Genomic DNA, 24,704 nt, shown 5'->3' with positions numbered 1-24,704 from the left:
ATATCATCCGCCCAGCCTTTCCCGCAGTTCCGTTTTGAGAACCTTGCCGTAATTATTCTTCGGCAGCTCATCGACAAAGAAATATTCCTTGGGTCGTTTGAAGCGGGCGATTTGCGTAATGCAATGGCTGTCCAACTCATCAGGTGTCACACGGCCGCCTTTACGCGCGACGACAAAGGCGACGACTTCCTCGCCCCAGTCTTCATGCGGTCGCCCGACGATGGAGACTTCATCAACGCTTGCGTGGGTGAGCAACGCCTCTTCTATCTCGCGCGGATATATATTGGTGCCGCCGGAGATAATCATGTCTTTCGAGCGATCCTTCAGGGTGAGGAAACCTTCCGCGTCGAAACAGCCCATATCGCCCGTATGAAGCCAGCCGCCACGCAGGGTTTCGGCCGTCGCCTCCGGGTTTTTCCAGTAGCCCAGCATGACGACATCGCCGCGCACCACAACCTCGCCGATTTCGCCGACGGGAAGCGGATTATCGTCGGCGTCGAACACTTTTACCTCGACATCGGTTCGCTCGACCCCGACGGAGGCGAGGATCTCGCTGCGCCTTGGATGGTTTTCATCGCGGATCTGGGCCATGGAAAGGCCGGTGATGGTCATCGGTGACTCCCCTTGTCCATAGATTTGCGCGAAACGGGGGCCGAGCACGTCAATGGCACGGCGGATATCCGCCTCATACATCGGGCCGCCGCCATAGACGATGATTTTTAGATTGCTCGTATCCGCCCCTTCGAACGCCGGGCTGGAAATCAGGCGGTGAATCATTGTTGGCGCAAAAAAGAAACAGGAATTGGGGTAATGCGCAATTAGCTCCAGCGTTTCGGCTGGGTCGAAACCACCGCTTAGAGGTGTCACCTGTATGCCCGCCTTGGCGATCAGGGGTAGGCCATACATGCCCGCGCCATGGGTCTGTGGCGCGGCATGAATAACCGCATCACCTGGGTCGAGCGCGGTAACATCGGCGAAATAGCTGAGCACGGCGGTCAGCAGGTTGCGGTGGCTGATCATCGCACCTTTGGGCTTGCCTGTGGTGCCGGAGGTATAGAACAGCCATGCAAGATCGTCCGGTGCCGCTTCCTGCAACGCGAGCGGCGGTTCGTTTTTCAGTGTTTGATAGTTTTCGTCATAGACGGAAATTACAGTGTTGAGTTCGGGGAGATCCTGTATGAGAGGTGTAATCTCGTCCGCCAGTTCCGCGGTGGCAAAAACGAGGCGACTGTCGGAGTTTTCCAGAATATAGCGAAATTCATTGATATGCAGCTTGGCATTTACCGGCACGGCGACCAGCCCGGCGCGCCAGACAGCGAAAAGGGCGATCCAATATTCGGGGTGGTTCTTCATAATCAGCGCGACCCGGTCCCCGGCACTAAGGCCAAGCTTGCCTCTAAGTGCCCCTGCGAGCCCTGCTGCCTGCGTGGCAAACTCGCGGTAGGTCGCGGTGATGTTTGTGCCATGGGCGAGGGCTGGCAAGTCCGGATAGGTTTTGGCCGTGCGTTCCAGCAGGTTTGCGATATTCATATGGGTTGTCTCCCGAGGGGGTTCAGGCGGCCCCTTCTTGTTGTTCAATCGGCTGACGATAGGAAAGATACCAGAGGAGCGCAAGACCCGGCAAGGCTGCAATCGTAGTGAGGATGAAAAATTCGATCCAGCCGGTGCGCTCGACCAGCCAGCCGGCGGGAGAGACCAGCACAGTGCGGGCCACCGCCATCAGGGACGTGAGGAGTGCATATTGCGTCGCTGTATAAGCCGTGTTGCAGAGGCTGGAAAGATACGCGACGAAGACGGCGGTACCCATCCCGCTCGCTATATTTTCAAGGCCGATGGTAAGGGCGAGGAAGGCGAGGTCATGACCGATGGCGGCCTGCGCGGCAAACATCAGGTTGGAGAGCATTTGCAGCAATCCGCAAATCCAGAGCGTGCGGTACATTGTCGTTGCCGCAAGCAGCCAACCGCCGATAAACAGCCCGCCGAATGTCGCGACCGTACCGAGGACTTTGGAGATTTCCGCAACTTCGATCAATGTAAAGCCGGTTTGCAGATAAAAGGGCGTCGCCATGGCGCCCGCCAGCGCATCCCCAAATTTATAAAGCACTGCGAACAGTAGGACGATCAGCCAGTCCGGCTTTTTCATGAAATCTGTAAATGGGTCAATTACGGACGTTTTCAGCCAGTCAAGATAGGCGTTCGCTGATGAGTCATCTGTACCTTTCTCTTTGGCCAGTTGCTCTTTTGGCTCCCGCGTGAACAGCACCGTGACCGTGCCGACAAGGATAAACGCGGCCATCACCATATAGCTGATCATCCAGCCAAAATATTCGGCGATGACAAGGCTCGAAAATCCCGTGAGCCACATGGCGATGCGATACCCATAGACGAAGGTAGCTGCGCCCGCCGCCATGTTTTTCTCGTCGCAGATTTCAATTCTAAACGCATCGACAATGATGTCATAGGAGGCAGAGGCAAAGGCAACGGCAATGGCGGCAATGGTGACATAAAGCAGGCTGGTTCCCGGTTGACTGAACGCAAGTGCGAGGATGGCCGCGATCAGGAACATTTGCAGCAAGAGCAGCCAGCTTCGCCGCCGTCCGAACAGCTTTGAGAGAAGGGGAATACGGATACTATCGATAAGCGGCGCCCAGAGGAATTTCAGCGTATAAGGCAATCCGACGAGGGTGAATAGCCCGATAGAGGTAAGGTCGATATTTTCCTGGGTCAACCAGGCTTGTAGTATGCTGGCGGTTAGAAGGAGGGGGCGCCGGAAGAAAACCCGAGCAGAGTGATGCTTACGATGCGCTTGTCGCGATAGACGGAAAGCGCGGACAGCCAGTTGGTCATGTCATGCGTATCTTGATAAGGTTACTCATACGCGTACTCTATTCAAAAAGGGGATAGCATCGCCCGTTAGTTATCTTTATGGATCATTTCCTTGGCCTTCTGCAGATCATCCGTCGTCCGGACTAGTCGTTCTGCCAGAACGCGCATCATCTCCACCGCCATTTCAGGGAATTCCGTCACCATACGGAAAAACACATCCTTGGTGATTTTAAGGGTCGTAAGCTCTGTTTTTGCCTTGATTGTCGCGGTGCGGGGCACATCGATAAGGATGGCAATCTCGCCGACCACATCGTTTTTCCCAAGTGTCGCAACGGTCAGCGGTCCCGATGGGGTATCGACGATAACATCTGCTTCGCCCGCCATGATGAAGTATGCGGCGTCGCCATTATCCCCCTGTTCACATACGAGATCGTCGGGTTGGAAAGTCAACCGTTCCGATGTAAAGGCCAGCAATTTGATTTTGGATGGCTCTATTTTTGCAAACAGGGGTATCTGCCGGAGGATCTCGACTTCTTCTTTTAAGCTCACGGATTTTCTCCCTTCTATCTTTCGCGGATTCCTAGGATGCCGCTAGTAATTCTTTATATGGCGCGCTGCTCTCTTTCAGTTTCTGAGGGCTGCCCTGTTCCACAATCCGGCCGCCCCGCATAATCAGAACATAATCGAAGTTGGCCGTCTTTTCTGCATGGTCGAGCGACCAGATCAGGCATCGGCCCTTGAACTCTTCGAGGATGTTTTTCATAAGGCGCGTTTGTGTCGCGGTATCGAACCCTGATGTAGCCTGATTGAGGATCAGCACATCTGGATTTTTAATTATCGCCCGGGCGATGCAGAGTTTTTGGCGCTGCGTTGCATTTAGCCGGGCACCCGCGGTGCCGACGGTGAAGTTCAGCCCGACTTCGATTATTGTGCTCCTGAGGGACATTTCCTCGACAACCTCAGCCAGCACAGCACCAATTTTCTCCGCGGCCTGAGCAAAGCCGAAGGCAATCTTGCCGAACAGGATATTATCCTGAAGATTAGTGGCGGCGTTATAGGCATCAGCGTCGAAGAAGGCGACGCTGTCTTTAAGATGTGGCGGTAGTTCTTCGGCGAACCTGTGACGCGCGGCAACGATTTTTTCCTCGATATCATCGGTCAGTACGCCAAGACGATGTCGGGAAGGGATGACCTTAAACGGCAGTGACATGAAACGTATGCGGTCTTCCTCGCGCAAGTTATCCAGTCGCTCGGAATCGATCCGGCTGATCATCGCTTGATATTCCGGCAGATCATCGGAAGAAATAAAGCCATAGAGTTGGAAGAATTCATGGTCTGGCGGGAGGTCGGCAAACAGTTCAATCATCAAGGTCGCGACTTGATACCCCATTCTGAGGAACGTTTCGGTCAGGTCCGCCTCTTCGATGATTTTCTGGACATAATTATTCTCCGCCATCCGGTCGAGATCAAATTCGTCACCGACGGGCGTGCCGAACAGCAGGTTTTCAGCAACGGAGGCATTGGTGTTGTACTTGTCCTGTTCGAATGCTTCGATCATATTTTTGAGACTAGGGTCATTTTCGATTTTTTCAAAAAACCGCCGCCGTGCCGCAAGCACCAATTCTGCCGATTCCGGAGCCTCTTGCGGGTCAATAGTACTTCGTAGGCCGAGGCGGTAAACGTCGTCGCTGAGGTCCACCATCTCCAGCACTTCAAGCGCACGGGCCTTCAGCCCCTCTTCATCGGGGACGCCGGCAAGCGCATAATCATTCCAGTCCGCGTCGATGTCATCGATGGAATTGCCTGTCAGTTCCGCATTCTTGATATAGGCGTTGCGCTCTTCCGCCGCATCGTCGGAGTAGCTTTTCTCATGTAAGGGCCGGTGCTTCAGGCCGAAGAAGAGGTTTTCTCCCAATGTCGAGTTGAAGACATAGCCATGCTGCCCGACATAGGATATCTTACGTCCGACAATGGCCTCCGGCGCGGTGAGCATGTTCACTTCGCCTGCCATAAGCCGCCCGCGATCCGGATCGATCAGACGAGCCAATACATGGGTCAATGCCTCGCGACCCGACCCGGCGGGACCGATGACAGCAATGCGTTCGTTGAGTTTGAAGCGGGTATTCAGCCCTTCCAGGATTTTCGATCCCGTATCGTCGGACAGTTCAATGTTACTCGCGACCAGTTCGCCCTGAAGATGCGGGATTTCTTCGGGTTCGATCAGCTGATTATCGGCGTCGCGCATGCCGGCGGGTTCAAACTGCTCGATTACCTGTTCATATTTGATGCGAGCATCTTCGCGCCGCTGGTAATAAGCAAGAAGCTCCTTCCACGGTGCGGCCATTTCCTTATGCGCGCCAATTGCGGCAACTAATGTACCGACTTCCAGCGTGCCGTTGATAACCATGGTGCCGCCAATGCCATAGAAGAAGAAGGGGCCAAGTTGCTGGATAAAGTTATTCAGAAACTTGATAACAAACTTAAGGAGATAAATGCGGTAGCGGACAGTGTAAATCTTGTCCAGCTGGTTCGAAAAATGGGCTCGCATGGTACTGGAAGCGTCATGGGCGTGAACTTCCTCGACGCCGCTTACGGACTCGCCAAGTTGATCGGAAAGAACGCGGACCAGCTTTACCCGAGACTTGCCAAGCAAGTTTACCTTCTTTTGCAGCTTTGGGATAAAATAGGCCTGTAAAGGATAAAGCGCGATGGCGGCGACAGCCATGATCCAGTTCTGTATGATGAGAAAGCTGACAATAACCAGGAGATATCCACCTTGAAAGATGGGGAGTGCAAAAGCTTCGCCAATAAAACCGCCAAGAGGTTCAACCTCAGAGGTGATCATCGGAATGATTTCGCCTTGGCTCTTTTTCTTGAACGTCGGCATCGGGAACCGCAAAATGCGGCAGTAAAGCTCGTACCGCAGGCGACGCAGCATCCGCTCACCCGTAATCCCCTGATAGACATTGATTACATATTTGAAGGCCTGATTGACAATGACCATCAGCAGAAAAAGCCCAACCATCAGGTAGAGAAATGCCGTTTGGTCAAATTCCACACCGACATATTCAACCGGAAAGGAGATATCGTTCGCCTGAATTGCCTGGTTGATGATGAGTTTTGGGAGTTCAAGATAATAATACAGGGCGGGAAAAGAAAGGATGGACATGATGGTAAGTATGATCTGCTGCTTTTTGCTGTAGCGCAGAATATACTTGTAAATATTATGTTCCATTGAACGCGACCTGCTCACTTCATCATTGGCATCACACAATATGCGGGCCAGCTGCGGGGACAGTTTTTCACAGTTTTACCTCTTGCTGCAAGGAGGAAATGTTCCACTATCCGGTTGAATTGTGACCTTCACCGCATTGCATGTTGAAATTTTCGCCGTCTACCCTTAACAATGCCGGAACGCCAATTCCATGCCGGAGCGCTATGCCAACCCCAAAAAAGAGAGCCCAACCGTTGTCGTGGTGCTAAAGGGATATCCGCGCCTGTCAGAGACATTCATCGCGCAGGAACTTCTCGCGTTGCAGCGGCTTGGCCTAAATCTCTCCCTCGTCTCCCTGCGCCACCCGACGGACAAGACCATCCACCCGGTGCATCGGGAAATTACCGCGCCGGTCAATTACCTGCCGGAATATCTTTATCAGGAACCAATTCGTGTTTTGAAAAGCTGGTGGCAGGTGCGGCGCTATCCCGGTTACAAAAAAGCGCGGAGCGTTTGGTTGAAGGATTTACGGCGGGACTTGACGACCAACCGCGTCCGCCGTTTCGGTCAGGCGATGGTGCTGGCCGCGGAGATGCCCGAAAATGCAGTGATGGTTTATGCCCATTTTCTGCATACGCCTGCTTCCGTCGCTCGATATGCGAGCCAGATGAAGGACCTCAACTGGAGCTGCTCCGCCCATGCAAAGGATATCTGGACGTCACCCGAATGGGAACTTCGAGAGAAGCTCGATGATCTTTCCTGGCTGGTGACCTGTACGTCCGTTAATGCGGACTACCTTTCCAGTCTTGCCGTAGAACCGTCGAAAGTTGCACTGATGTATCATGGGCTGGACCTCAGCCGTTTCTCGGAATTTGCAGGGCGGGTGCATGTCCGCGATGGGTCGGATGCTGCGGCGCCTGTGGAGATTCTGTCAGTCGGCCGGGCGGTGGCGAAGAAGGGCTATGACGATCTGTTGAATGCGCTGGCGATGTTGCCGGATGATTTGCACTGGACCTTCACCCATATTGGCGGCGGCCCGCTTCTGGACAACTTGCGGGCGCAGGCGGAAACGCTCGGGGTCGCAGAAAAAATCGACTGGCGCGGCGCCCTCCCACAGGAAGAGGTGTTAGAGGCGCTGAAACAGGCAGATATTTTCGTACTGGCCAGCCGGATTGCCGAGGACGGCGACCGTGACGGCCTGCCGAATGTTCTGATGGAGGCACAAAGTCAGAAAACGACAGTAGTGGCGACAAATGTATCCGCTATTCCTGAATTAGTCGTCGACGGAGAAACAGGCCTGTTGGTGCCGGAACGGGATCCGGCGGCGATGTCGGTCGCACTTACCCGTCTGATTAAGGAACCGGCATTACGTCAACAGTTTGCCAACAAGGGAAACAGCCGCCTGCGTGATTTGTTCGATGCAAACCGCTGGATTGGTAATCTTGCAGAGAAGCTTGGCGCGCCCTCGTCGTCGCTTAAGGTCAGGACGGGATCGTGAAACTCGCCTTTTATGCGCCGATGAAATCGCCCAGCCATCCGGTTCCATCTGGCGACAGGCGCATGGGGCGGTTGCTCTGGACCGCGCTGGAACAGGCTGGATTTTCACCGGAGCTTACCTCGGAATTGCGGAGTTTCGATGGAAAAGGTGATCAGGATTTCCAGCTATCGATGGAGGAAAAGGGACGAAAGGAAGCCGCCGTATTGATCGCGCGATGGCAGGACAGTCCCGAAGATGCACCGAGCGGCTGGTTCACCTATCATGTCTATCACAAGGCGCCGGACTGGATCGGCCCGGAGGTATGTCGTGCACTAGAAATCCCCTATTTTGTGGCGGAGGCGAGTCATGCGCCGAAACGCGCGCATGGTGACTGGCAGATAGGTTATGAGGCCGCCGCAACCGCCATCAGCTCCGCGCAAGTTGTCTTTAATATGACCCGGTTGGACGGGGAATGCCTGAAGCCTCTGGTCTCGCCCGAGAATAGGCTTGTCCTGCTGCCGCCCTTTGTTGATATCGATAGTTTCCTTGAGAATGCTACGCCGGTCGATATTGAGGCCGCAATTTTGAAAGCCGGCGGCAGGCGGGGCGTGATAAATCTTCTCACCGTTGCGATGATGCGCTCAGGCGACAAGCTGATGTCCTATCAACAGCTCGGCACGGCGCTCGCGCATGTCACGGCAGAGGATTGGCAGCTTCTGGTGATCGGGGAGGGGGAGAAGCGGCCTGAGGTGGAAGAGGCGCTTGCCCCGATCGGCGACAAGGCGGTCTATCTTGGCGCCATGACGCCGGAGGCGTTGCCCGCCTGGTATGATTTTGCCGACCTCTATGTTTGGCCCGCCTGCGGGGAGGCGTATGGCATGGCCTTTTTGGAGGCGGAAGGATGCGGCCTGCCCGTCGTGGCGGGTAATATTCGCGGTGTACCGGATGTGGTGATGGACGGTAAAACCGGCCTTCTTACACCTCCAGAGGATAGGGTTGCCTTTGCAGCTGCGGTGGATAAATTACTTGCTGATGCTCCCTTGCGCGAGAAAATGGGTGAAGCAGGGCAGCAATTTGTCCGGACGGAAAGGACCCTCGCAAAGGCGGCAGAAATCCTGAAAACGCATATAGGAGGGGCAATCTAATGGTCCGGTTGTTGGTGATCAGGCACGGCAAGACAGACTGGAACCTGAAGAAAAAATTCAGGGTCGCACAGATATCCCACTCAGCGATCTTGGCCGCGCGGAACTTGACAAAATGCGGCTGCCTTCAGAGTTTGCGGGGTTTAACTGCACTTCCAGCCCCTTGAAACGGACACGCGAGACAGCAGAATTACTTGGCGCAAAAAACCTCAAGATCGAGCCTGCCCTGATCGAGATGAACTGGGGCGAGTGGGAAGGCGAGACACTTTCCGATCTCCGGGCGAAATATGGCGGGGAGTTCAAATATAACGAAGCCCGCGGTATAAATATGACGCCGCCCGGCGGGGAAAGCCCCGCCGATGTGGTGGCGCGGTTGAAACCCTGGCTTCAGGGGCTTGAGGCGGATACTATTGCGGTCACTCACAAGGGTGTCATACGCGCGTTAAAGTCCCTCGCCTATAACTGGGATATGACTGACAAGGCGCCGGTCAGCTTCGATTGGGCGACGGGGCATCTGTTTGAGGTAAGCCCCGACGGCGGTCTTCGGCCGCTGCGCATTAATATCGCTATGGAAGACGCATGACCGATCAATCTACTCCGCTGAAAATCCTGTTCTATGTCCAGCATTTGCTAGGCATCGGGCATCTCAAGCGGACGGCAACGCTGGCCCGTAACATGATGCAGGCGGGTTTCGATGTGACGGTCGTCTCCGGCGGCCATGAGATTGATGTCGATCTCGGCGGCGCGCGACTGATCCAATTACCGGCGACGCGCGCGACGGACCTTTATTTCAAGGTGCTGGTTGATGAGGGCGGCCAGCAGATCGACGATGAATGGCGGCAAAAACGGGCGGAGAAGCTGCTGGACATATATCGTGAACATAAACCCGATGTCCTGATTACTGAGCTGTTTCCCTTTGGTCGGCGGCAGATGCGGTTTGAATTGCTCCCGCTGCTCAATGCGGCGCGGGCCGATACGCCGCGACCGCTCATCATTTCTTCTGTCCGGGATATCCTGGTGGCGCAAACAAAACCCGGCCGGAATGATGAAATGTTGGGGCTGGTGGAGAAATACTTCGATTACGTCATGGTACATGGCGATCCAGAGCTGATTTCTCTCGACAGGACTTTTCCCCATACGGAGCGGATAAGGGACAGGATTTTCTATACCGGCTATGTGGTCGATCATACCGGTGTCAAGGGCGGGCCGGATGCGCCGGGCGCGGGTGAGGTGATTGTCTCCAGCGGTGGCGGCGCGGTCGGCACCGATCTACTAAAGACAGCGATGAAGGCGCGGGCGCTAAGCTCGGCTAACAACTTGACATGGCGAATGATGGTTGGTGCTACGGTAGAGGCGGAAATTTTCGACGAGCTCGCCGCCTTGGCGCCAGAAGGTGTGATTGTTGAGCGGGCGCGGCCCGATTTTACCACGCTTTTGATGAATTCCGCGCTATCTATTAGTCAGGGAGGCTATAATACGGTGATGGAAACCCTCCATGCTAAATGCCGGGCGGTTATCGTGCCTTATGCAGGTGGTTTGGAGACGGAGCAGACGCTCCGCGCCCGGTTGCTTGCCGAGAAAGGTGTGCTTCAGATTGCCGATGAAGAGGGCCTCACGCCTGACGTTCTGGCAGCCAAGGTAGATATTGCCCTGAATGGCCCGCCGGCGCAGGCCGAAATTGATGTAAATGGCGCGGCGAAAACGATAGAATTGCTGAATATGTGGGCAGAAAAGAATAAATGAGCGATTGGGACAGCCTGAAAAGAGAACTCGACCTCTGGGAAACGGAGGGGCGAGTTGCGACTTTCTGGTGGCGCGATGATGATGTTGTTGCGCCGACGCCCGCACTCGACCGGCTGTTGCACCTAAAGGAGCATTTCGATCTACCTCTTGCGTTGGCGGTTGTTCCGGCACATGTCGATGCGGAGCTTGTCAACCACCTGGAGCATTGCGCAATCCTTCAGCACGGATTTGCCCATGAAAACTTTGCGGCTAACGGGGAAAAGAAATCGGAGTTCCCTGGAAGCCGCGCAGTTGATGAGGTGAAAATCGATCTAAAACAAGGAAAAGAGACACTTACGCGGATATTCACCGACCAGTTTGTGCCCATAATGGTGCCACCCTGGAACCGGATCGCGGACAACCATCTTGGTGTGTTGGCGGATCTCGGATATCTAGGTATTTCCCGCTATAAAGCGCGAAAAAGTGCGTTGATCCGACCAAGTCTCGGCGAGATTAACACGCATATCGACCCAATAAACTGGCGTGGTGACCGCAGTGTTGTGTCCGAAACGACGTTCTTGGAGATGGTCACCACCCATTTGGCGGCGCGGCGACAAGAGGAGGCGGACCCGATGGAGCTGACCGGACTGCTCACCCATCATCTTGTGCATGATGAAGAAATCTGGGCGGTGCTTTATAAGTTATTGACGGTGTTGACAGATCATCCGGCGGTGCGGTTTGTCCCTATCGAAGGGGCCCTTGCGCTGATAGACGAACTGGCGGATGAGCTATTCCATAGGGAGGCGGAACAGGATCTGGAATGACACGAGTGTTCACATATCCTCGCCGTAGTCTTTTGGGTAGCTACCTGCGCGTGCTTCTTGGCGTTGCTTTCACGCTTGTTCCGCTCTTGTTGTTAAATCCGATATCTGTCATTGTTTACTTGCTGGTTTTTTTGTTATGCGCGTTCATCTGGTATGGCGTGCGCACAATTTTGCGGCAATTCACCCAATTTGAGGTGAGCGGCGCCGATATTTTTATGTCTGGCCCTGTAAAACGACGCATAAACTGGGAGGAACTGGACGGGTTCAACCTGAACTACTACTCGACACGGCGAGATCGGGAAGCGGGATGGATGCATCTGAAGCTTAAAGGCGGGGGCGTAAGATTGAGTATAGATTCAACCATCGGCGGGTTTGAGGAGTTGGTAGAGCAGGCGGCGCGTGCGGCGGCACGAAACGGTCTTGCTCCCGACCAGAATACGGCGCGCAACTTAAGGGCTCTTGGTATTACGAGGCAGGCCCAATCTCCTACAGTTGCGTATGGGATGGTGGATCAATGACAAATGTCTTGCTGGTCAGAGACCTGAAAGTCGAGTTCCGGGTAGCGGAAGGCACGATCAAGGCAGTAGACGGGGTTAGTTTCCGGGTGCCGGACGGCAAGACGGTCGCGCTGGTCGGCGAATCCGGGTCTGGCAAGTCGGTAATCAGTCAGGCGATCATGTCCATCCTGCCGAAACCGGCGCATATCACCAGCGGGGAGATCTTGTTCTTCGATCCGGAAAAACCCGGCGTTTTTTATGACATCGCCAAGCTGAAACCGGACAGCAAGGAAATGCGCAATATTCGCGGTGGCCGCATTTCGATTATCTTTCAGGAGCCGATGACCTCCCTCTCGCCGCTTCATACAATTGGCGACCAGATTTCCGAAGCTTTGCATCTACACCATAAAAAAACCAAGGCAGAAGGTGTGCAGGTAACCGTTGATATGCTGCGCCTTGTTGGTTTTCCTAAACCGGATGAAGCCTTTCACACCTATCCGTTCGAGCTTTCAGGCGGATTGCGGCAACGGGCGATGATTGCGATGGCGATGATCTGCAAACCCGGGCTATTGATCGCGGACGAGCCGACAACCGCGCTCGATGTGACGATCCAGGCGCAAATACTTGACTTGATGCAGAAACTGCAAAAACAGCTTGGTATGGCGATTTTGCTGATTACACATGATCTTGGTGTTGTCGCAAGTATGGCCGACGAGATTGTTGTGATGTATCACGGCAAGGTCATGGAGCAGGGCACGCTCGAGGATATTTTCAAAAGCCCTGAGCACCCTTATCTGAAGGCCCTGATGCGCGCAATTCCGAGGTTTGATATGAAACCGGGGGAGCGATTGACCCCGATCCGCGAGATCAAGCGCGAATCCGACAGCAAATTTCTGCGGCAAGCCAATCCGCGCCCTGTTGCAACAGGAGAGGAAAAGCCGATCCTGGAGGTGCGTAAACTCACCAAGAAGTTTACGACGCGTAAATCCTCATTGTTTGGGGCAAAGCCCGCAGGCGAGGTGCTGGCGGTGGACAATGTCAGCTTTTTTATCAAGCCCGGTGAATGTCTTGGTCTAGTGGGGGAGAGCGGTTGTGGGAAGACAACCCTGTCCAAACTTATTTTGCGGGCGCTGGAGACGACGGACGGAAGCGTGACTTATAATGATCGCGGGCGCGATATTGATGTGCTGACCCTTTCCAATGACGAGCTTTTCGATTACCGCAACAAGGTCCAGTTTATTTTTCAGGATCCGTTCTCTTCGCTCAATCCCCGGATGACTGTGTTCGACATTATATCCGAACCGCTGATCATTCATAACGTCGGCACATCGGCCGAGCGGGAGGAAACGGTGAAAGAGTTGATGACGCTCGTTGGCCTCGATATCCGCTTCCTGCGCCGCTATCCGCATTCCTTTTCCGGTGGGCAGCGGCAGCGGATAGGTATCGCCCGGGCGTTGGCGCTGAAGCCCGATCTGCTGATTTGCGATGAACCGGTTTCGGCGCTGGATGTCTCCATTCAGGCGCAAATCCTCAATTTGCTGAAAGACCTTCAGGCTGAACTCGGCCTGACATATCTCTTCATTTCCCATAACCTGGCGGTGGTTGACTATATTGCCGACAGGATCGCCGTGATGTGCAAGGGTCGGCTTGTTGAAACCGCTCCGAAGGCGGCGTTGTTCAAAAACCCCGTGCATCCCTATACTAAACGCCTTCTCGCGGCAGTGCCGGAACCGGACCCTAATCACCGGCTCAATTTCACAAATCTGGTTGAAGAAAAGGCGTCCAATCCGGAACTCTGGCCCGCACCCTTTACTGCCGATGTGCATACAAAACCTGTTATGATGGATATTGGTGGCGGCCATTTTGTCCGGGTGCATGAGAATACGGATCTGGAGGAATTGCGGCTATGAGAGAATGGCGCAAATTTTTTGGGGGAGTTGCTGTATCGGCGCTGATATGCGCGATCCCGGCGGGCATCGCTCTTGCGGAAGTCCCATATTTTCAGCATTCGGTTCACTCCAAACTCCTTCCCCCGATGGTAGAACGGCTGCCGAAAAACCCGCTGGTGGTAACACCCGGTAAAGATCAGGTGGTTGGTAAATATGGCGGTAAACTCAGGACATTGGTCGGCAGTCCTGCCGATGTAAAATTGATGTTCGTCAATGGCTATGCCCGCCTTGTCGGTTATACGGAAGAGCTGGAGATCGAGCCTGATATCCTCGCCTCCTTCGAGGTAACTGAGGGTCGGACTTTTGTCATGAAGCTCAGGGAAGGGCATAAATGGTCCGATGGGCATCCCTTCACATCGGAAGATTTCCGCTATTGGTGGGAAGACATTGCGAATAACCCGAAGCTTTTTCCTGCAGGACCCCCGGCGGAACTGCTAGTTGACGGTGAGCTGCCAAAGGTCGAGTTTCCAGATCCGTTGACTGTTATCTATTCCTGGTCCTCGCCGAACCCTAATTTTCTTGCCAATCTTGCCGGTGCGGCACCGCTCCTTATCTATCGCCCGTCACATTACTTGAAAACGCATCACATCGAGTATATTGACCGGTCGAAGCTGTCGACAAAGCAGAAAATCAAGCTCAAGGCTTGGGCGGCAAACCACAACCGTCTCGATAACCTTTATAAATTCGATAACCCGGATCTACCGACATTGCAGCCCTGGCGCAATACGACACCCGCCCCGGCAAACCGGTTCGTGGGGAGGCGAAACCCCTATTTCCATCGGGTCGACTCGGAAGGCCAGCAGTTGCCTTATATCGATGAGCTGATTTACACAGTGTCAGAGGGTAAGCTGATTCCGGCGAAGGCCGCCTCCGGGGATACAGATCTACAGGCCCGGGGCTTGCGCCTTCAGGACGCTACCTTCCTGAAGGAGAATGAAAAACGCTCTCACTACAAGGTAAGGCTCTGGGAAACGGTCCGCGGTTCCCATTTCACGCTGTATCCCAATCTGAACAGTCAAGATCCGATCTGGCGCAAGTTGATGCGAGATGTGCGCTTCCGCCGGGCCTTGTCCCTCGCCATCAATCGGGAGGAAATCAACGATATCCTGTTTTTTGGTCTGGCGGTGGAGGGGAATAATGCTGTTCAGAAGCAAAGTCCGTTCTATACAGAGGACCTTCGCACCAGGTGGGCAACTTTTGATATCGAGACCGCAAATAGTCTGCTGGACGATATGGGCCTGACAGAGCGAAATGATGACGGCACGCGGTTGATGCCGAATGGTGAACCCCTGGTGATTGTGATTGAAACGGCGGGAGAGGAGACGGAACAGTCGGACATTCTGGAGCTGATCAACGAATCCTGGGAACAGGTCGGGGTTGAACTCTTCACCAAACCGTCCCAGCGGGCAGTGTTCCGAAACCGCATCTTCTCCGGGGAAACCGTAATGTCTGTCTGGTCCGGATTTGAAAATGGTGTGCCGACCGCGCAGTCCAGCCCGGCCGCCCGTGCACCGACCAGTCAGACAAGCTATCAATGGCCGAAATGGGGACAGCATTTCGAAACCAAAGGAAAGTCCGGAGAGCCCGCCGATACGCCTGAAGCGCAGCATCTGTTCGAGCTGTATAAAAGATGGTTGGTCACCACCGATAACGATGAAAAGGCGGAAATCTGGCGGGAAATGCTGCACATTCATGCGGATCAGCAATTTACCATTGGCGTTGTCGGGGCAATTTTGCAGCCTATTGTTGTCTCCGATAAGCTGCGGAATGTGCCAAAGGAAGGGATCTATAACTGGGATCCCGGCGCGCAATTCGGGATTTATCATCCGGACCTGTTCTGGTTTGAAAATTAGGTAATCGGGGAGGCCGGAACATTGGGGGCGGGGGAATTTAACGCGATCAAGGCATTTTTCAGTGTGCCGGTTGACGGGGCGGCGCATTTCGGGAAACAATACAGGAATGGCATGGGGGTGGAACCGATGAAAAATCGGTGCCTCGCGGGGCAGATTTGAATGTTTACCTATTTCGTACACAGAGTGCTGATTATGATCCCCACCCTGCTGGTGATCAGTATTCTGACATTCGTTATTATCCAACTGCCGCCCGGTGATTATCTTTCCAATCAGCTTGAAGAACTCCGCTCCCAGGGCGAATCCGCCTCTGCGATGGCAAAAATTGCCTTCTATCGGGAGCAGTATGCGCTTGATAAATCCCCGATTGAACAATATGCGCGCTGGATGGGCTTCTGGCCTGGACCTGACGGCTTTTCTGGTCTGATACAGGGAAACTGGGGTCAGTCCTTCACCTATGATCTGCCGGTGAAAGAGGTTGTGGGTGATCGGCTCGGCCTTTCCTTCCTGATCAATTTCTCGACTATTCTCTTTATCTATATCGTTGCTTTCCCCATCGGCGTTTATTCGGCGACACGGCAGTATTCCATCGGCGACTATGGCTTTACCCTGATCGGCTATCTTGGCCTCGCGACACCGAACTTCCTGCTCGCCATGGTGTTGCTCTATTACGCCAACGTCTATTTCGGTGTTTCCATTGGCGGGCTGATGGATGATAAATATATCAACCAGCCGTGGAGCTTTGACAAAGCAATGTCGGTCTTCGATCACATGATTGTGCCGGTGATTGTCATCGGAACGAGCGGGACAGCCTCTATGATCCGACGCCTGCGGGCAAATCTGCTGGATGAGCTACAAAAACAATATGTGACAACGGCCAAGGCCAAGGGTGTGCCGCGCCTGAAGGCGTTGATCAAGTATCCAATCCGCATGTCGCTTAACCCCTTTATTGCCGATATCGGCAATCTTTTGCCTGATGTGATTTCAGGCTCGGTGATTGTAAGTATGGTCTTGAGCTTGCCGACGGTTGGCCCGCTTCTTCTTGAGGCACTACGCAATCAGGATCAGTATATGGCGGGCTCTCTTTTGATGTTCCTCGCCCTGTTGACGGTGGTCGGCATGTTTGTTTCCGACGTGTTGCTGGCGGTCCTTGATCCACGCATTCGTTTGACCGGGGGGGCGACAAAATGACGGAGACGACCGGACCGAACAAGGAGCCGCCGCTCGAACATTGGTACTCCCGCGAACCGTTCGATCCTCATTCGGTGGAGAAGTTCACGCCGGAGCAGGAACGTTTCTATATGGCGTCGCAATGGCAGATGATGTGGTGGAAATTCCGCCGGCATCGGATCGCGGTCATCAGCGGGATTGTCTTGCTGCTGTTTTACATTTCGATTCTGATATCGGAATTTCTGGCACCCTATGATCTGCAAACGCGGCATACGAAATATATCTTCGCACCGCCGCAGTCGATCCATCTTTTTCATGACGGTGAATTCGTTGGCCCCTTCGTGTATGGTTATAAGCAGCGGCTTAACCGGGAAACCCTGAAGCGCGAATATGAGATCAATACCAGCAAGCCGTATCCATTGCGGTTTTTCTGCGCCGGGGATGAATATGAATTTTGGGGCCTGTTCGATGCGAACCTGCACCTTGTCTGCCCGGCTGAGAAAAAGCTGGCCTCTTTCTTCTGGCTCGGCACGGATCGGCTCGGGCGGGATATCCTCTCGCGTATTATTTATGGCGCGCGGATATCGCTTTCGATCGGATTGATCGGTATTGCCATTAGCTTCACCCTTGGTATTATTCTAGGCGGCATTTCCGGCTATTATGGCGGCTGGATTGATAATGTTATCCAACGAACGATCGAGCTCTTGAAATCCTTGCCACAGTTGCCACTTTGGCTGGCACTCTCGGCCGCGCTACCGGTCACCTGGTCGCCAATCCTCGTTTTCTTTGGATTGACGGTAATATTGGGCCTTCTCGACTGGCCGGGACTTGCTCGTGCCGTGAGATCAAAATTCCTTTCCCTCCGGGAGGAGGATTTCTGCACTGCCGCGCAGCTTATGGGCGCCAAGCCCAAACGGATTATCGGGCGTCATCTGTTGCCGTCGTTTGCGAGCCATTTGATCGCCAGCGCCAGCCTTGCGATCCCGAGCATGATATTGGGCGAGACGGCACTTTCCTTCCTCGGGCTGGGATTGCGTCCGCCAATTACCTCATGGGGCGTTTTGCTCAATGAGACGACAAACATCAATGCGGTGGCGACGACGCCTTGGCTGATCTATCCGGTGTTGCCAGTGATTATTATCGTGCTGGCCTTTAACTTCCTAGGCGATGGCCTGCGCGACGCGGCGGACCCATACAAGTAAATTTCAGGGGCGGAAGATGGCGAGATCGACGGCCCCTTTAACACCGTCGACTTTGCGCGCCTCTCGAATTTCCAATTTTGCCTGAGGTGCATACCCTTGCGTCTTGGCAAGGTCCAGTGCCTCCCGCGTGGTAACACCAGTGGCCTGTTCATCCTTGGCATGCTTGTCGAGCTTGGCGGCAAGATTGACCGGTTCCCCGATCACTGTGTATTCTAACCGGCTGTTATCGCCGACCGCGCCGAAGACAATTGCCCCGACAGCGGAGACGAAACGAACCGTCATGGGGTCTTGTTTGTCCGCCGTTCGATCCTTCGACCATGCCGCTGCCTCTTTGTTCAGGTCTTCCATCGCGCGCAGGCAATCGGCCGCGTAGTGCTCCGTTGGGACCGCCGCGCCGAAGGTGGCGAGAATCCCGTCACCGAGAAACTTGTCGATGGTGCCGCCGTGTTTCTGGATCACAGGCACCATGCGGGACTGATACTCCGCCAGCAATGAAATCACCTCGTTCGCCGGCCGTTCCATGGATAGTTTTGTAAAGCCCTGTAAATCGCAATGTAGGATTGCCGCCTGTCGGCTTTCGCCGGTCCCGGGCTCGATCCAGCTTTCTGAATGGGTAATCTGAGCGGCGATTTCCGGGGAGAAAAAGCGGGAGAGGTCCGCTGCCGCGGTCGCCTGCGCCACCGAATGGATCAACAATCGCCGCGCCCGGACAATGACGAGAGCAAGAATAAGGGTCACCACGACGATGCTGATGACCTTGTCAAACTCCGCGCCGAGCAGGATTTTATGCGACATGGTGAATTCCACATAATCGCGGGTGATCTGTGCCATGCCGTCTTCCAGATGCACGGCATACCCCAACAGGATGAGCCAACCGATTGCCGCCGAGGCGCCCGCGAGTAGGACATAGCTCGCCTCGAACCGGAGGGCACGAAGGGCGATAAAGATAAAGACATAGAGCAAGGTCGGCGCCTTCAGGTAGAAGGACGGCGGCTGTTCATACTGGATATGAAAACTCCAAATCAGGAACATCAACAACGCCATATCAGCGATAACAGAAAGACTGATAAACCACCACGGCATCCTGCCGAAATAGGCGAGCAGTAGGCGAAGTACTGTAAACACACCGTAAATCATAAGCGCATAAGGCACGGGCGCAAACATAACATCAGCGGCGAATGTCTTCGGCGACAGGGCGTATAGGGTGGAGAAGGTGATGACGATAAACACCTGTACCCAGGCGATCAGGATTTCCGACTGGGTCTGTTGGCGCGTGATGGCATCTTGCACCCGCGCCGGCAACTTCCCGTCGATCTCTTCACCCAGTATGGCTTTTTTAATGCTATTCCACATTCCCGTCATATGCGCTCGCTTTCGATAACATGGAACGCACAACCCTTCATAATTATGTGATCGCCCGCTTTTGCAGCCAGAGACTGGTCTCCACCGCCCCATCGGGGATCGGCAGACTTCCGGCAGATGATTGTGCCAGCGCGTCTTTCATGCGGCTCGCGACATAGGCGCTTGAAAATATCAGCTCATAACCTCCCCCGAGAAAAAGCGGGGCGGCAAGTTGCTGTTCGTTATAGCCTCGCCAGTCCCAGCTTTCGGGATAGTCATCGGGCAGGAAGATATCATGGATGTGGATAAATACGCCCGGTGGGAGAGAGGGCAGGATATCCAGAAACAGGCGATCAACATCGCTGCCCGGCATGGCAATGTGGCTGCTGTCGATAAACAGGAAATCACCTGCGGCAAGTTTGGTGAAAGGGTCATTTCCTGCCTCATGCAGCGTCTTGTGGATCACCTGAATGGGCAGGGTTTCGATTGTAGCGCGGGGGGCGGGATCAATCGCGGTGAATTTCGTGGTGAGATCACCATCTTTGATAGCACGCGCCATGAAGCGGGTGGAATGGCCCGATCCGACCTCGACAATATGTGCCGGTTTTTCTTTTCGCACCATGGCGTAGGCGATTGCTGCGTCCAGCCGGGGGAACCAGTCCTGCTCAAACCGTGGCTCAGGCGGCGGTAAAGTGCCGAAGCTTTCGAATGCGCCCCGATAAGTAGCCAGATCATCCAGGTGTTTCGCAAAATTAGCTTCGCGCGCTGCCATGTATGTTTCAATAGCGGGGTAAGATCCGCGTCCCGTCGCCTTGGGGAGGCTCGCGGCATAGCGATAAGGAATAAAGAACCCCTCCTTCTTCAGTCCGAGGACGGTATTGAGGCCCATGCGCAGGCGACGCAGATTCATAGTAGGTCTTTCCGAAATTCAGATGTTTGACTATTTTGCATGGCGCGGCTGCGGCAATCTCTTTATGGTCGGGCTCAACTCAAGAAAAGCAAAAAGGATACTGGCAATGGGCGCATCTTTTCATATCACTGTTGAAAATACCACTCTTAGAGTGCGCCTAGACAATCCGGCGCAACATAACAAGCTTTCGCCAGCGACCATGAAGGCATTGAGGGAAGGGCTGACAGAGAAATCAGATGATAAATCGCTCCGGGTCATGGTGTTGACCGGTACGGGGAAAAGTTTTTGTGCGGGTGCTGATCTTGGCGAGCTCGGTCGTTATAATTTCGATGAGAATCCTTTGGAACAGCTGACTGATGTGGTGGAGCGGCTTCCATTCCCGACGATCTGTGCGTTAAACGGCGGCGTGTATGGCGGTGGGGCCGACCTCGCCCTTTCCTGCGATTTTCGCATCGGAATCACGTCGATGAGTTCCTTTATTCCGCCTGCACGCATCGGCATTCACTATCCTCCGGCAGGCCTCGCACGTGCTGTCGCGCGGCTCGGGCTCGGTCCGGCGAAACGCTTTTTCTCGCTTGCGAGAGGATGCCCGCCGAAGAATTGAAGGCCATCGGGTTCCTCGATTACCTTGTTGAACCAGACGAATTGGAGGCACGCACGGAAGCCCTCGTTCTGGATATTGCCGGACTTGCGCCGCTGTCCTTGCGCGGCATGAAAGAGACCCTTAATGATATCGCACGCGGGGAACTCGATGTGGCGAAGGCTCGCCAGTTCCAGCTTCAATGCCTGCAATCGGAGGATTTTACCGAGGGGAAGCAGGCGTTGGCGGAGAAACGCTCCGCCAACTTTAAAGGGTCCTGAACTCGCCTCAGATCAAAGGATGAATTTGGAAAGGTCCATATTCGTCGCAAGCTCGCCGAGATGCTCCTCGACATATTCCTTGTCGATATTGATGACAGTGCCGCCTTTATCGGATGCCTGAAAGCTGATCTCCTCCAGCACACGCTCCAGCACTGTATGCAGCCGCCGCGCACCGATATTCTCAACTGCGGCATTTACATCGGCGGAAATGGCGGCAATTGCCTCGATCGCGTCATCGGTGAAGTTAAGATGTACTTCCTCCGTCTCCATCAAAGCGACATACTGCTTGATCAAGCTCGCTTCCGGCTCTGTCAGGATACGTTTGAAGTCATCCTTGGTCAGTGCGCGCAGTTCCACCCGGATCGGCAAACGTCCCTGAAGTTCGGGCAGCAAATCTGATGGCTTGGCGATATGGAACGCACCGGAGGCAACAAACAGGATATGATCCGTGCGGACCGTGCCGTACTTTGTACTGACAATCGTGCCTTCGATCAGCGGTAGCAGGTCGCGCTGCACGCCTTCGCGGCTGATATCCGCGCCCTGACGGTCACTTCGGGCACAAATTTTGTCGATCTCATCGAGGAAAACGATGCCATTGTTTTCAACAAGCTTGATGGCATCCCGGACGACAGCATCTTCATCGAGTAGTTTGTCGCTTTCCTCGTCTATGAGAACTTTGTAGCTGTCCTTCACAGGCATCTTGCGGGGTTTTGTACGAGGTCCGCCAAGCTTGCCGAGCATGTCGTTGAGGTTGAGCATTCCCATCTGGGCACCCGGCATTCCCGGAATATCGAAAGTTGGCATGCCACCGTTTCCGGTATCAACCAGTTCCAACTCGACCTCCTTGTCGTCCAGTTCGCCCTCGCGCAGCATCTTGCGGAATTTCTGTCGTGTATCGGGGGAGGCTTTATCACCGACCAGCGCATCAAGCACTCGCTCTTCGGCGGCGAGTTCCGCTTTGGCGATTACCTGCTTGCGTTGGTCCTCGCGCACCATATTGAGCGCGATTTCCATCAGATCCCGGATGATTTGCTCCACATCGCGACCGACATAACCAACCTCTGTAAACTTGGTAGCCTCGACTTTTAGGAAGGGCGCATGGGCCAGCTTGGCAAGACGGCGGGAGATTTCCGTTTTACCGACGCCAGTCGGACCGATCATAAGAATATTTTTCGGCAACACTTCTTCGCGCAGGTCTTCGGGTAACTGCTGCCGACGCCAGCGGTTACGCAGGGCAATGGCAACGGATTTCTTGGCGTCCGACTGGCCAATGATGTAGCGGTCCAGTTCGTAGACGATTTCCCGCGGTGATAAATTAGTCATTCTTACCGATACTTTCGATGATAACATTTTCGTTGGTGTAGACGCAGATCTGGGCGGCTATCGACATGGCTTTCTGGGCGATGTCTTTCGCTTCCATATCCTCGCGATCCATCAGGGCTCGCGCTGCGGACAAAGCGTAGTTGCCGCCTGATCCAATGGCGATGATCCCGTCTTCCGGTTCCAGCACGTCGCCCGTTCCGGTGAGGATCAAGGAAACATCCTTGTTGGCAACGGCCATCATGGCTTCCAGCCGACGGAGATATTTATCCGTCCGCCAGTCTTTCGCGAGCTCGACGCAGGCGCGGGTCAGGTTACCCGGATGCTGCTCCAGCTTGCCTTCCAGCCGCTCAAATAGCGTAAAGGCGTCAGCCGTCGCACCGGCGAACCCTACGATGACATCATTTTTTGCGCCGATACGGCGGACTTTTCGGGCGTTGGACTTAATTACTGTCTGACCAAGCGATACCTGACCATCACCGGCAACGACCACGGTTCCGTTCTTGCGCACGGACAAGATTGTCGTCCCGTGCCAGCTTTCATTTTTTTCGGACATAGATACTCTTCATTTTTTGAACTTGCCATGACGATGTAACTATTTTGCCGCACGGGTCAAGGTGCAAAGGGCTTTGTCCTTGATGATGCATGTATTTTTGGCCGTGCCTTTCTTCACAATCACGCAGGTGGAACGTCATTTTCCCGATATGGACGCTGAAAAAAGGAGAGATTGATGGAAACTGTAAGTGATCAAACAGAAACAATTGATGATGCTGCCGAACGCGCCTCGAACCTTCGGGCAATATTCGAGATACTAAGTTATATTCATGCCGATGCGCTGAAAGACAACTACAGGGAGCTCGCGGATCGCATCGAATTTGCCCTCAATCTTGCCGAAGAGGTCATTAAGAATGGTGGAAATGCAACAGCGATATCTGGCCCACACACAAATGTGCAGATTGGAGCGGCAGCCGTTGCGCCCGTACGCAACGATGACGCAACCCTGTAACTCGATCTTTCACAATTGTCGTTGTCTCTAAGGCTTGGATTTCTGCACCGTTCCTGCTATATCCTCGCCAGGTATTGACGCGGTAAGCGGCCTGGCTGAAAGGAAAATTCATGCGCGTAGGAACGGTTAAGCGGAAAACGAAGGAAACCAGCATTGAGGTTGAACTCAATCTTGACGGTACGGGAGTGTATGATGTCAAGACAGGTATCGGTTTTCTCGATCATATGCTGGAACAGCTTTCTCGCCACAGCCTGATGGACCTAAAAGTGCGCGCGGATGGCGATTTGCATATCGATTTTCACCATACAACGGAGGATAGCGGCATTGCCATCGGGGAGGCCTTTGCGGCGGCTCTCGGTGATTTAAAAGGCATTCGCCGCTATGCCGAAGCACATATCCCGATGGATGAGACATTGACGCGGGTGGCGCTTGACATTTCCAACCGACCTTATCTGATCTGGAAGGTGGAATTCAGCCGTGACAAGCTTGGAGAGATGGATACGGAACTTTTCAAGGAATGGTTTCAGGCGTTTGCGCAGGCTGCCGGGATCACGCTGCATGTTGAAAATCTCTATGGCACCAATAATCATCATATCGTGGAAAGCTGCTTTAAGGCGTTGGCGCGGTCCTTGCGTGATGCCATAGAAATTGATCCGCGTCGCGCCGATGCTGTCCCCTCCACCAAGGGAGTACTGGGCGGCAGCCTCTAGCTTCGAACCACCGCGCACGCGCGGGAGAAATTGTACCGGATATGGAAACAGTAATCATTGATTATGGCTCGGGGAACCTGCGCTCGGCTGCGAAGGCATTTGAGCGTGCCTGCCGTGAAAGCAATCTATCCATAAAGATCAATGTCACGAGTGATGCGAATGAAGTTGCTGCCGCCGACCGGATTGTCTTGCCTGGTGTAGGGGCTTTTCGCGCTTGCAAGAACGGTCTCCTTGCCCTTGATGGCATGGCGGACGCTTTGCAGGAGGCTGTCATTGAAAAGGGACGCCCGTTTTTCGGTATCTGCGTGGGGATGCAGCTGATGGCGAGCCAGGGAATAGAGCATGGCACGACGGAGGGGCTTGGCTGGATCGGCGGGGATGTCGTAAATCTAGCGCCCGATGATCCGGGCCTGAAAATTCCGCATATGGGCTGGAACGAGCTACAGGTTCAGGCAGCCCATCCGCTCTTTGACGGGATTGCAAGTGGTCAGCATGTCTATTTCGTACATAGCTATCACCTCGCAGCACATGACCCGGACCATATTCTGGCAACCGTCGATTATGGGGGGCCGGTCACGGCGATTGTCGGCCGGGATAATATGATTGGCACACAGTTTCATCCTGAGAAAAGCCAGGAGACGGGCCTTCGGCTCATTGCAAATTTTTTACGGTGGAACCCTTAA

21 protein-coding genes and 1 pseudogene are annotated in these 24,704 nt (G+C 54.1%); 14 read left to right on the top strand and 8 right to left on the bottom strand.

Translation table 11 applies throughout. From position 1 onward, the window contains the following. Positions 1-3 precede the first annotated feature (3 nt). From AC0L73_RS09365 to AC0L73_RS09350, 4 genes are all read right to left on the bottom strand, one after another. Positions 4-1,530, bottom strand: coding sequence for an acyl-CoA synthetase (locus tag AC0L73_RS09365; protein ID WP_473655388.1), 1,527 nt, complete (start codon positions 1,528-1,530; stop codon positions 4-6). 22 nt (positions 1,531-1,552) lie between these two features. Continuing rightward, on the bottom strand, positions 1,553-2,728 hold the full coding sequence (locus AC0L73_RS09360) for an AmpG family muropeptide MFS transporter (protein ID WP_473655387.1): 1,176 nt from the start codon (positions 2,726-2,728) through the stop codon (positions 1,553-1,555). Positions 2,729-2,913: 185 nt separating this feature from the next. Further along, positions 2,914-3,375 carry a cyclic nucleotide-binding domain-containing protein gene (locus AC0L73_RS09355; RefSeq protein WP_227948483.1) on the bottom strand — a complete coding sequence of 154 codons (462 nt, stop codon included), beginning with the start codon at positions 3,373-3,375 and terminating at the stop codon, positions 2,914-2,916. A 31-nt stretch (positions 3,376-3,406) separates the two neighbouring features. Beyond that, the gene (locus AC0L73_RS09350) at positions 3,407-6,061 is read right to left on the bottom strand and encodes an ABC transporter transmembrane domain-containing protein (protein WP_227948485.1); all 2,655 of its coding nucleotides are present in this window, start codon (positions 6,059-6,061) and stop codon (positions 3,407-3,409) included. 190 nt (positions 6,062-6,251) lie between these two features. Between AC0L73_RS09350 and AC0L73_RS09345 the strand changes: the two genes are divergently transcribed. From AC0L73_RS09345 to AC0L73_RS09300, 10 genes are all read left to right on the top strand, one after another. Further along, positions 6,252-7,538: a glycosyltransferase family 4 protein gene (locus tag AC0L73_RS09345; protein WP_473655386.1), complete on the top strand. Its 1,287-nt coding sequence runs from the start codon at positions 6,252-6,254 to the stop codon at positions 7,536-7,538. Next, positions 7,535-8,662, top strand: coding sequence for a glycosyltransferase family 4 protein (locus AC0L73_RS09340; protein ID WP_473655385.1), 1,128 nt, complete (start codon positions 7,535-7,537; stop codon positions 8,660-8,662). Before AC0L73_RS09345 ends, AC0L73_RS09340 begins: the two co-directional genes overlap by 4 nt. Positions 8,663-8,699: 37 nt before the next feature. Beyond that, entirely contained in the window at positions 8,700-9,242 is a 543-nt protein-coding gene (locus AC0L73_RS09335) for a histidine phosphatase family protein (RefSeq protein ID WP_473655434.1), read from the top strand. After that, positions 9,239-10,402 carry a glycosyltransferase family protein gene (locus AC0L73_RS09330; RefSeq protein WP_227948494.1) on the top strand — a complete coding sequence of 388 codons (1,164 nt, stop codon included), beginning with the start codon at positions 9,239-9,241 and terminating at the stop codon, positions 10,400-10,402. Before AC0L73_RS09335 ends, AC0L73_RS09330 begins: the two co-directional genes overlap by 4 nt. Next, positions 10,399-11,205: a polysaccharide deacetylase family protein gene (locus tag AC0L73_RS09325; RefSeq protein WP_227948496.1), complete on the top strand. Its 807-nt coding sequence runs from the start codon at positions 10,399-10,401 to the stop codon at positions 11,203-11,205. Before AC0L73_RS09330 ends, AC0L73_RS09325 begins: the two co-directional genes overlap by 4 nt. After that, a complete protein-coding gene (locus AC0L73_RS09320; protein WP_473655384.1) occupies positions 11,202-11,723 on the top strand; it encodes a hypothetical protein in 522 nt (173 codons plus the stop codon). The genes AC0L73_RS09325 and AC0L73_RS09320 overlap by 4 nt, the downstream gene beginning before the upstream one ends. Then, on the top strand, positions 11,720-13,612 hold the full coding sequence (locus AC0L73_RS09315) for an ABC transporter ATP-binding protein (protein ID WP_473655383.1): 1,893 nt from the start codon (positions 11,720-11,722) through the stop codon (positions 13,610-13,612). The genes AC0L73_RS09320 and AC0L73_RS09315 overlap by 4 nt, the downstream gene beginning before the upstream one ends. Beyond that, positions 13,609-15,504, top strand: a complete 1,896-nt coding sequence (locus AC0L73_RS09310) for an ABC transporter substrate-binding protein (protein WP_473655382.1) — start codon at positions 13,609-13,611, stop codon at positions 15,502-15,504. The genes AC0L73_RS09315 and AC0L73_RS09310 overlap by 4 nt, the downstream gene beginning before the upstream one ends. Positions 15,505-15,663: 159 nt before the next feature. Further along, positions 15,664-16,692, top strand: coding sequence for an ABC transporter permease (locus AC0L73_RS09305; RefSeq protein WP_227948504.1), 1,029 nt, complete (start codon positions 15,664-15,666; stop codon positions 16,690-16,692). Next, positions 16,689-17,873, top strand: a complete 1,185-nt coding sequence (locus AC0L73_RS09300) for an ABC transporter permease (protein WP_227948506.1) — start codon at positions 16,689-16,691, stop codon at positions 17,871-17,873. The genes AC0L73_RS09305 and AC0L73_RS09300 overlap by 4 nt, the downstream gene beginning before the upstream one ends. A gap of 3 nt (positions 17,874-17,876) precedes the next feature. Here AC0L73_RS09300 and AC0L73_RS09295 read toward each other — a convergent pair whose 3' ends face one another. Together AC0L73_RS09295 and AC0L73_RS09290 are read right to left on the bottom strand one after the other, a co-directional pair. Continuing rightward, positions 17,877-19,235, bottom strand: coding sequence for an adenylate/guanylate cyclase domain-containing protein (locus AC0L73_RS09295; RefSeq protein WP_473655381.1), 1,359 nt, complete (start codon positions 19,233-19,235; stop codon positions 17,877-17,879). A gap of 43 nt (positions 19,236-19,278) precedes the next feature. After that, positions 19,279-20,124, bottom strand: a complete 846-nt coding sequence (locus AC0L73_RS09290; protein ID WP_227948510.1) for a class I SAM-dependent methyltransferase — start codon at positions 20,122-20,124, stop codon at positions 19,279-19,281. Between AC0L73_RS09290 and AC0L73_RS09285 the strand changes: the two are divergent. Further along, a pseudogene (locus tag AC0L73_RS09285) lies at positions 20,102-20,985 on the top strand (enoyl-CoA hydratase/isomerase family protein). The gene AC0L73_RS09290 and the pseudogene AC0L73_RS09285 overlap by 23 nt on opposite strands. 12 nt (positions 20,986-20,997) lie before the next feature. Here the strand turns inward: AC0L73_RS09285 and hslU are convergent. Beyond that, on the bottom strand, positions 20,998-22,308 hold the full coding sequence (gene hslU / locus AC0L73_RS09280; protein ID WP_227948514.1) for an ATP-dependent protease ATPase subunit HslU: 1,311 nt from the start codon (positions 22,306-22,308) through the stop codon (positions 20,998-21,000). Continuing rightward, positions 22,301-22,861, bottom strand: a complete 561-nt coding sequence (hslV, locus tag AC0L73_RS09275; RefSeq protein ID WP_227948516.1) for an ATP-dependent protease subunit HslV — start codon at positions 22,859-22,861, stop codon at positions 22,301-22,303. The genes hslU and hslV overlap by 8 nt, the downstream gene beginning before the upstream one ends. A gap of 174 nt (positions 22,862-23,035) precedes the next feature. Here hslV and AC0L73_RS09270 point away from each other — a divergent pair, with 174 nt between their 5' ends. From AC0L73_RS09270 to hisH, 3 genes are all read left to right on the top strand, one after another. Further along, a complete protein-coding gene (locus tag AC0L73_RS09270) occupies positions 23,036-23,311 on the top strand; it encodes a hypothetical protein (RefSeq protein WP_227948518.1) in 276 nt (91 codons plus the stop codon). 110 nt (positions 23,312-23,421) lie between these two features. After that, a complete protein-coding gene (gene hisB / locus AC0L73_RS09265; protein WP_473655380.1) occupies positions 23,422-24,021 on the top strand; it encodes an imidazoleglycerol-phosphate dehydratase HisB in 600 nt (199 codons plus the stop codon). A 41-nt stretch (positions 24,022-24,062) separates the two neighbouring features. Continuing rightward, entirely contained in the window at positions 24,063-24,704 is a 642-nt protein-coding gene (hisH, locus tag AC0L73_RS09260; RefSeq protein WP_227948522.1) for an imidazole glycerol phosphate synthase subunit HisH, read from the top strand.

It is taken from the genome of Sneathiella sp. D3-11, assembly GCF_055809395.1.
The sequence above is the reverse complement of the archived record's forward strand: the minus strand, read 5'-3'. Positions and strand labels throughout refer to the sequence as shown.

Coding starts and splice junctions, on each gene's coding strand:
- AC0L73_RS09365 (WP_473655388.1), bottom strand. CDS start 1,530: ATGAATATCGCAAACCTGCTGGAACGCACGGCCAAAACCTATCCGGAC.
- AC0L73_RS09350 (WP_227948485.1), bottom strand. CDS start 6,061: ATGGAACATAATATTTACAAGTATATTCTGCGCTACAGCAAAAAGCAG.
- AC0L73_RS09345 (WP_473655386.1), top strand. CDS start 6,252: ATGCCGGAGCGCTATGCCAACCCCAAAAAAGAGAGCCCAACCGTTGTC.
- AC0L73_RS09330 (WP_227948494.1), top strand. CDS start 9,239: ATGACCGATCAATCTACTCCGCTGAAAATCCTGTTCTATGTCCAGCAT.
- AC0L73_RS09325 (WP_227948496.1), top strand. CDS start 10,399: ATGAGCGATTGGGACAGCCTGAAAAGAGAACTCGACCTCTGGGAAACG.
- AC0L73_RS09320 (WP_473655384.1), top strand. CDS start 11,202: ATGACACGAGTGTTCACATATCCTCGCCGTAGTCTTTTGGGTAGCTAC.
- AC0L73_RS09315 (WP_473655383.1), top strand. CDS start 11,720: ATGACAAATGTCTTGCTGGTCAGAGACCTGAAAGTCGAGTTCCGGGTA.
- AC0L73_RS09310 (WP_473655382.1), top strand. CDS start 13,609: ATGAGAGAATGGCGCAAATTTTTTGGGGGAGTTGCTGTATCGGCGCTG.
- AC0L73_RS09305 (WP_227948504.1), top strand. CDS start 15,664: ATGTTTACCTATTTCGTACACAGAGTGCTGATTATGATCCCCACCCTG.
- AC0L73_RS09300 (WP_227948506.1), top strand. CDS start 16,689: ATGACGGAGACGACCGGACCGAACAAGGAGCCGCCGCTCGAACATTGG.
- AC0L73_RS09295 (WP_473655381.1), bottom strand. CDS start 19,235: ATGACGGGAATGTGGAATAGCATTAAAAAAGCCATACTGGGTGAAGAG.
- AC0L73_RS09290 (WP_227948510.1), bottom strand. CDS start 20,124: ATGAATCTGCGTCGCCTGCGCATGGGCCTCAATACCGTCCTCGGACTG.
- hslU (WP_227948514.1), bottom strand. CDS start 22,308: ATGACTAATTTATCACCGCGGGAAATCGTCTACGAACTGGACCGCTAC.
- hslV (WP_227948516.1), bottom strand. CDS start 22,861: ATGTCCGAAAAAAATGAAAGCTGGCACGGGACGACAATCTTGTCCGTG.
- AC0L73_RS09270 (WP_227948518.1), top strand. CDS start 23,036: ATGGAAACTGTAAGTGATCAAACAGAAACAATTGATGATGCTGCCGAA.
- hisB (WP_473655380.1), top strand. CDS start 23,422: ATGCGCGTAGGAACGGTTAAGCGGAAAACGAAGGAAACCAGCATTGAG.
- hisH (WP_227948522.1), top strand. CDS start 24,063: ATGGAAACAGTAATCATTGATTATGGCTCGGGGAACCTGCGCTCGGCT.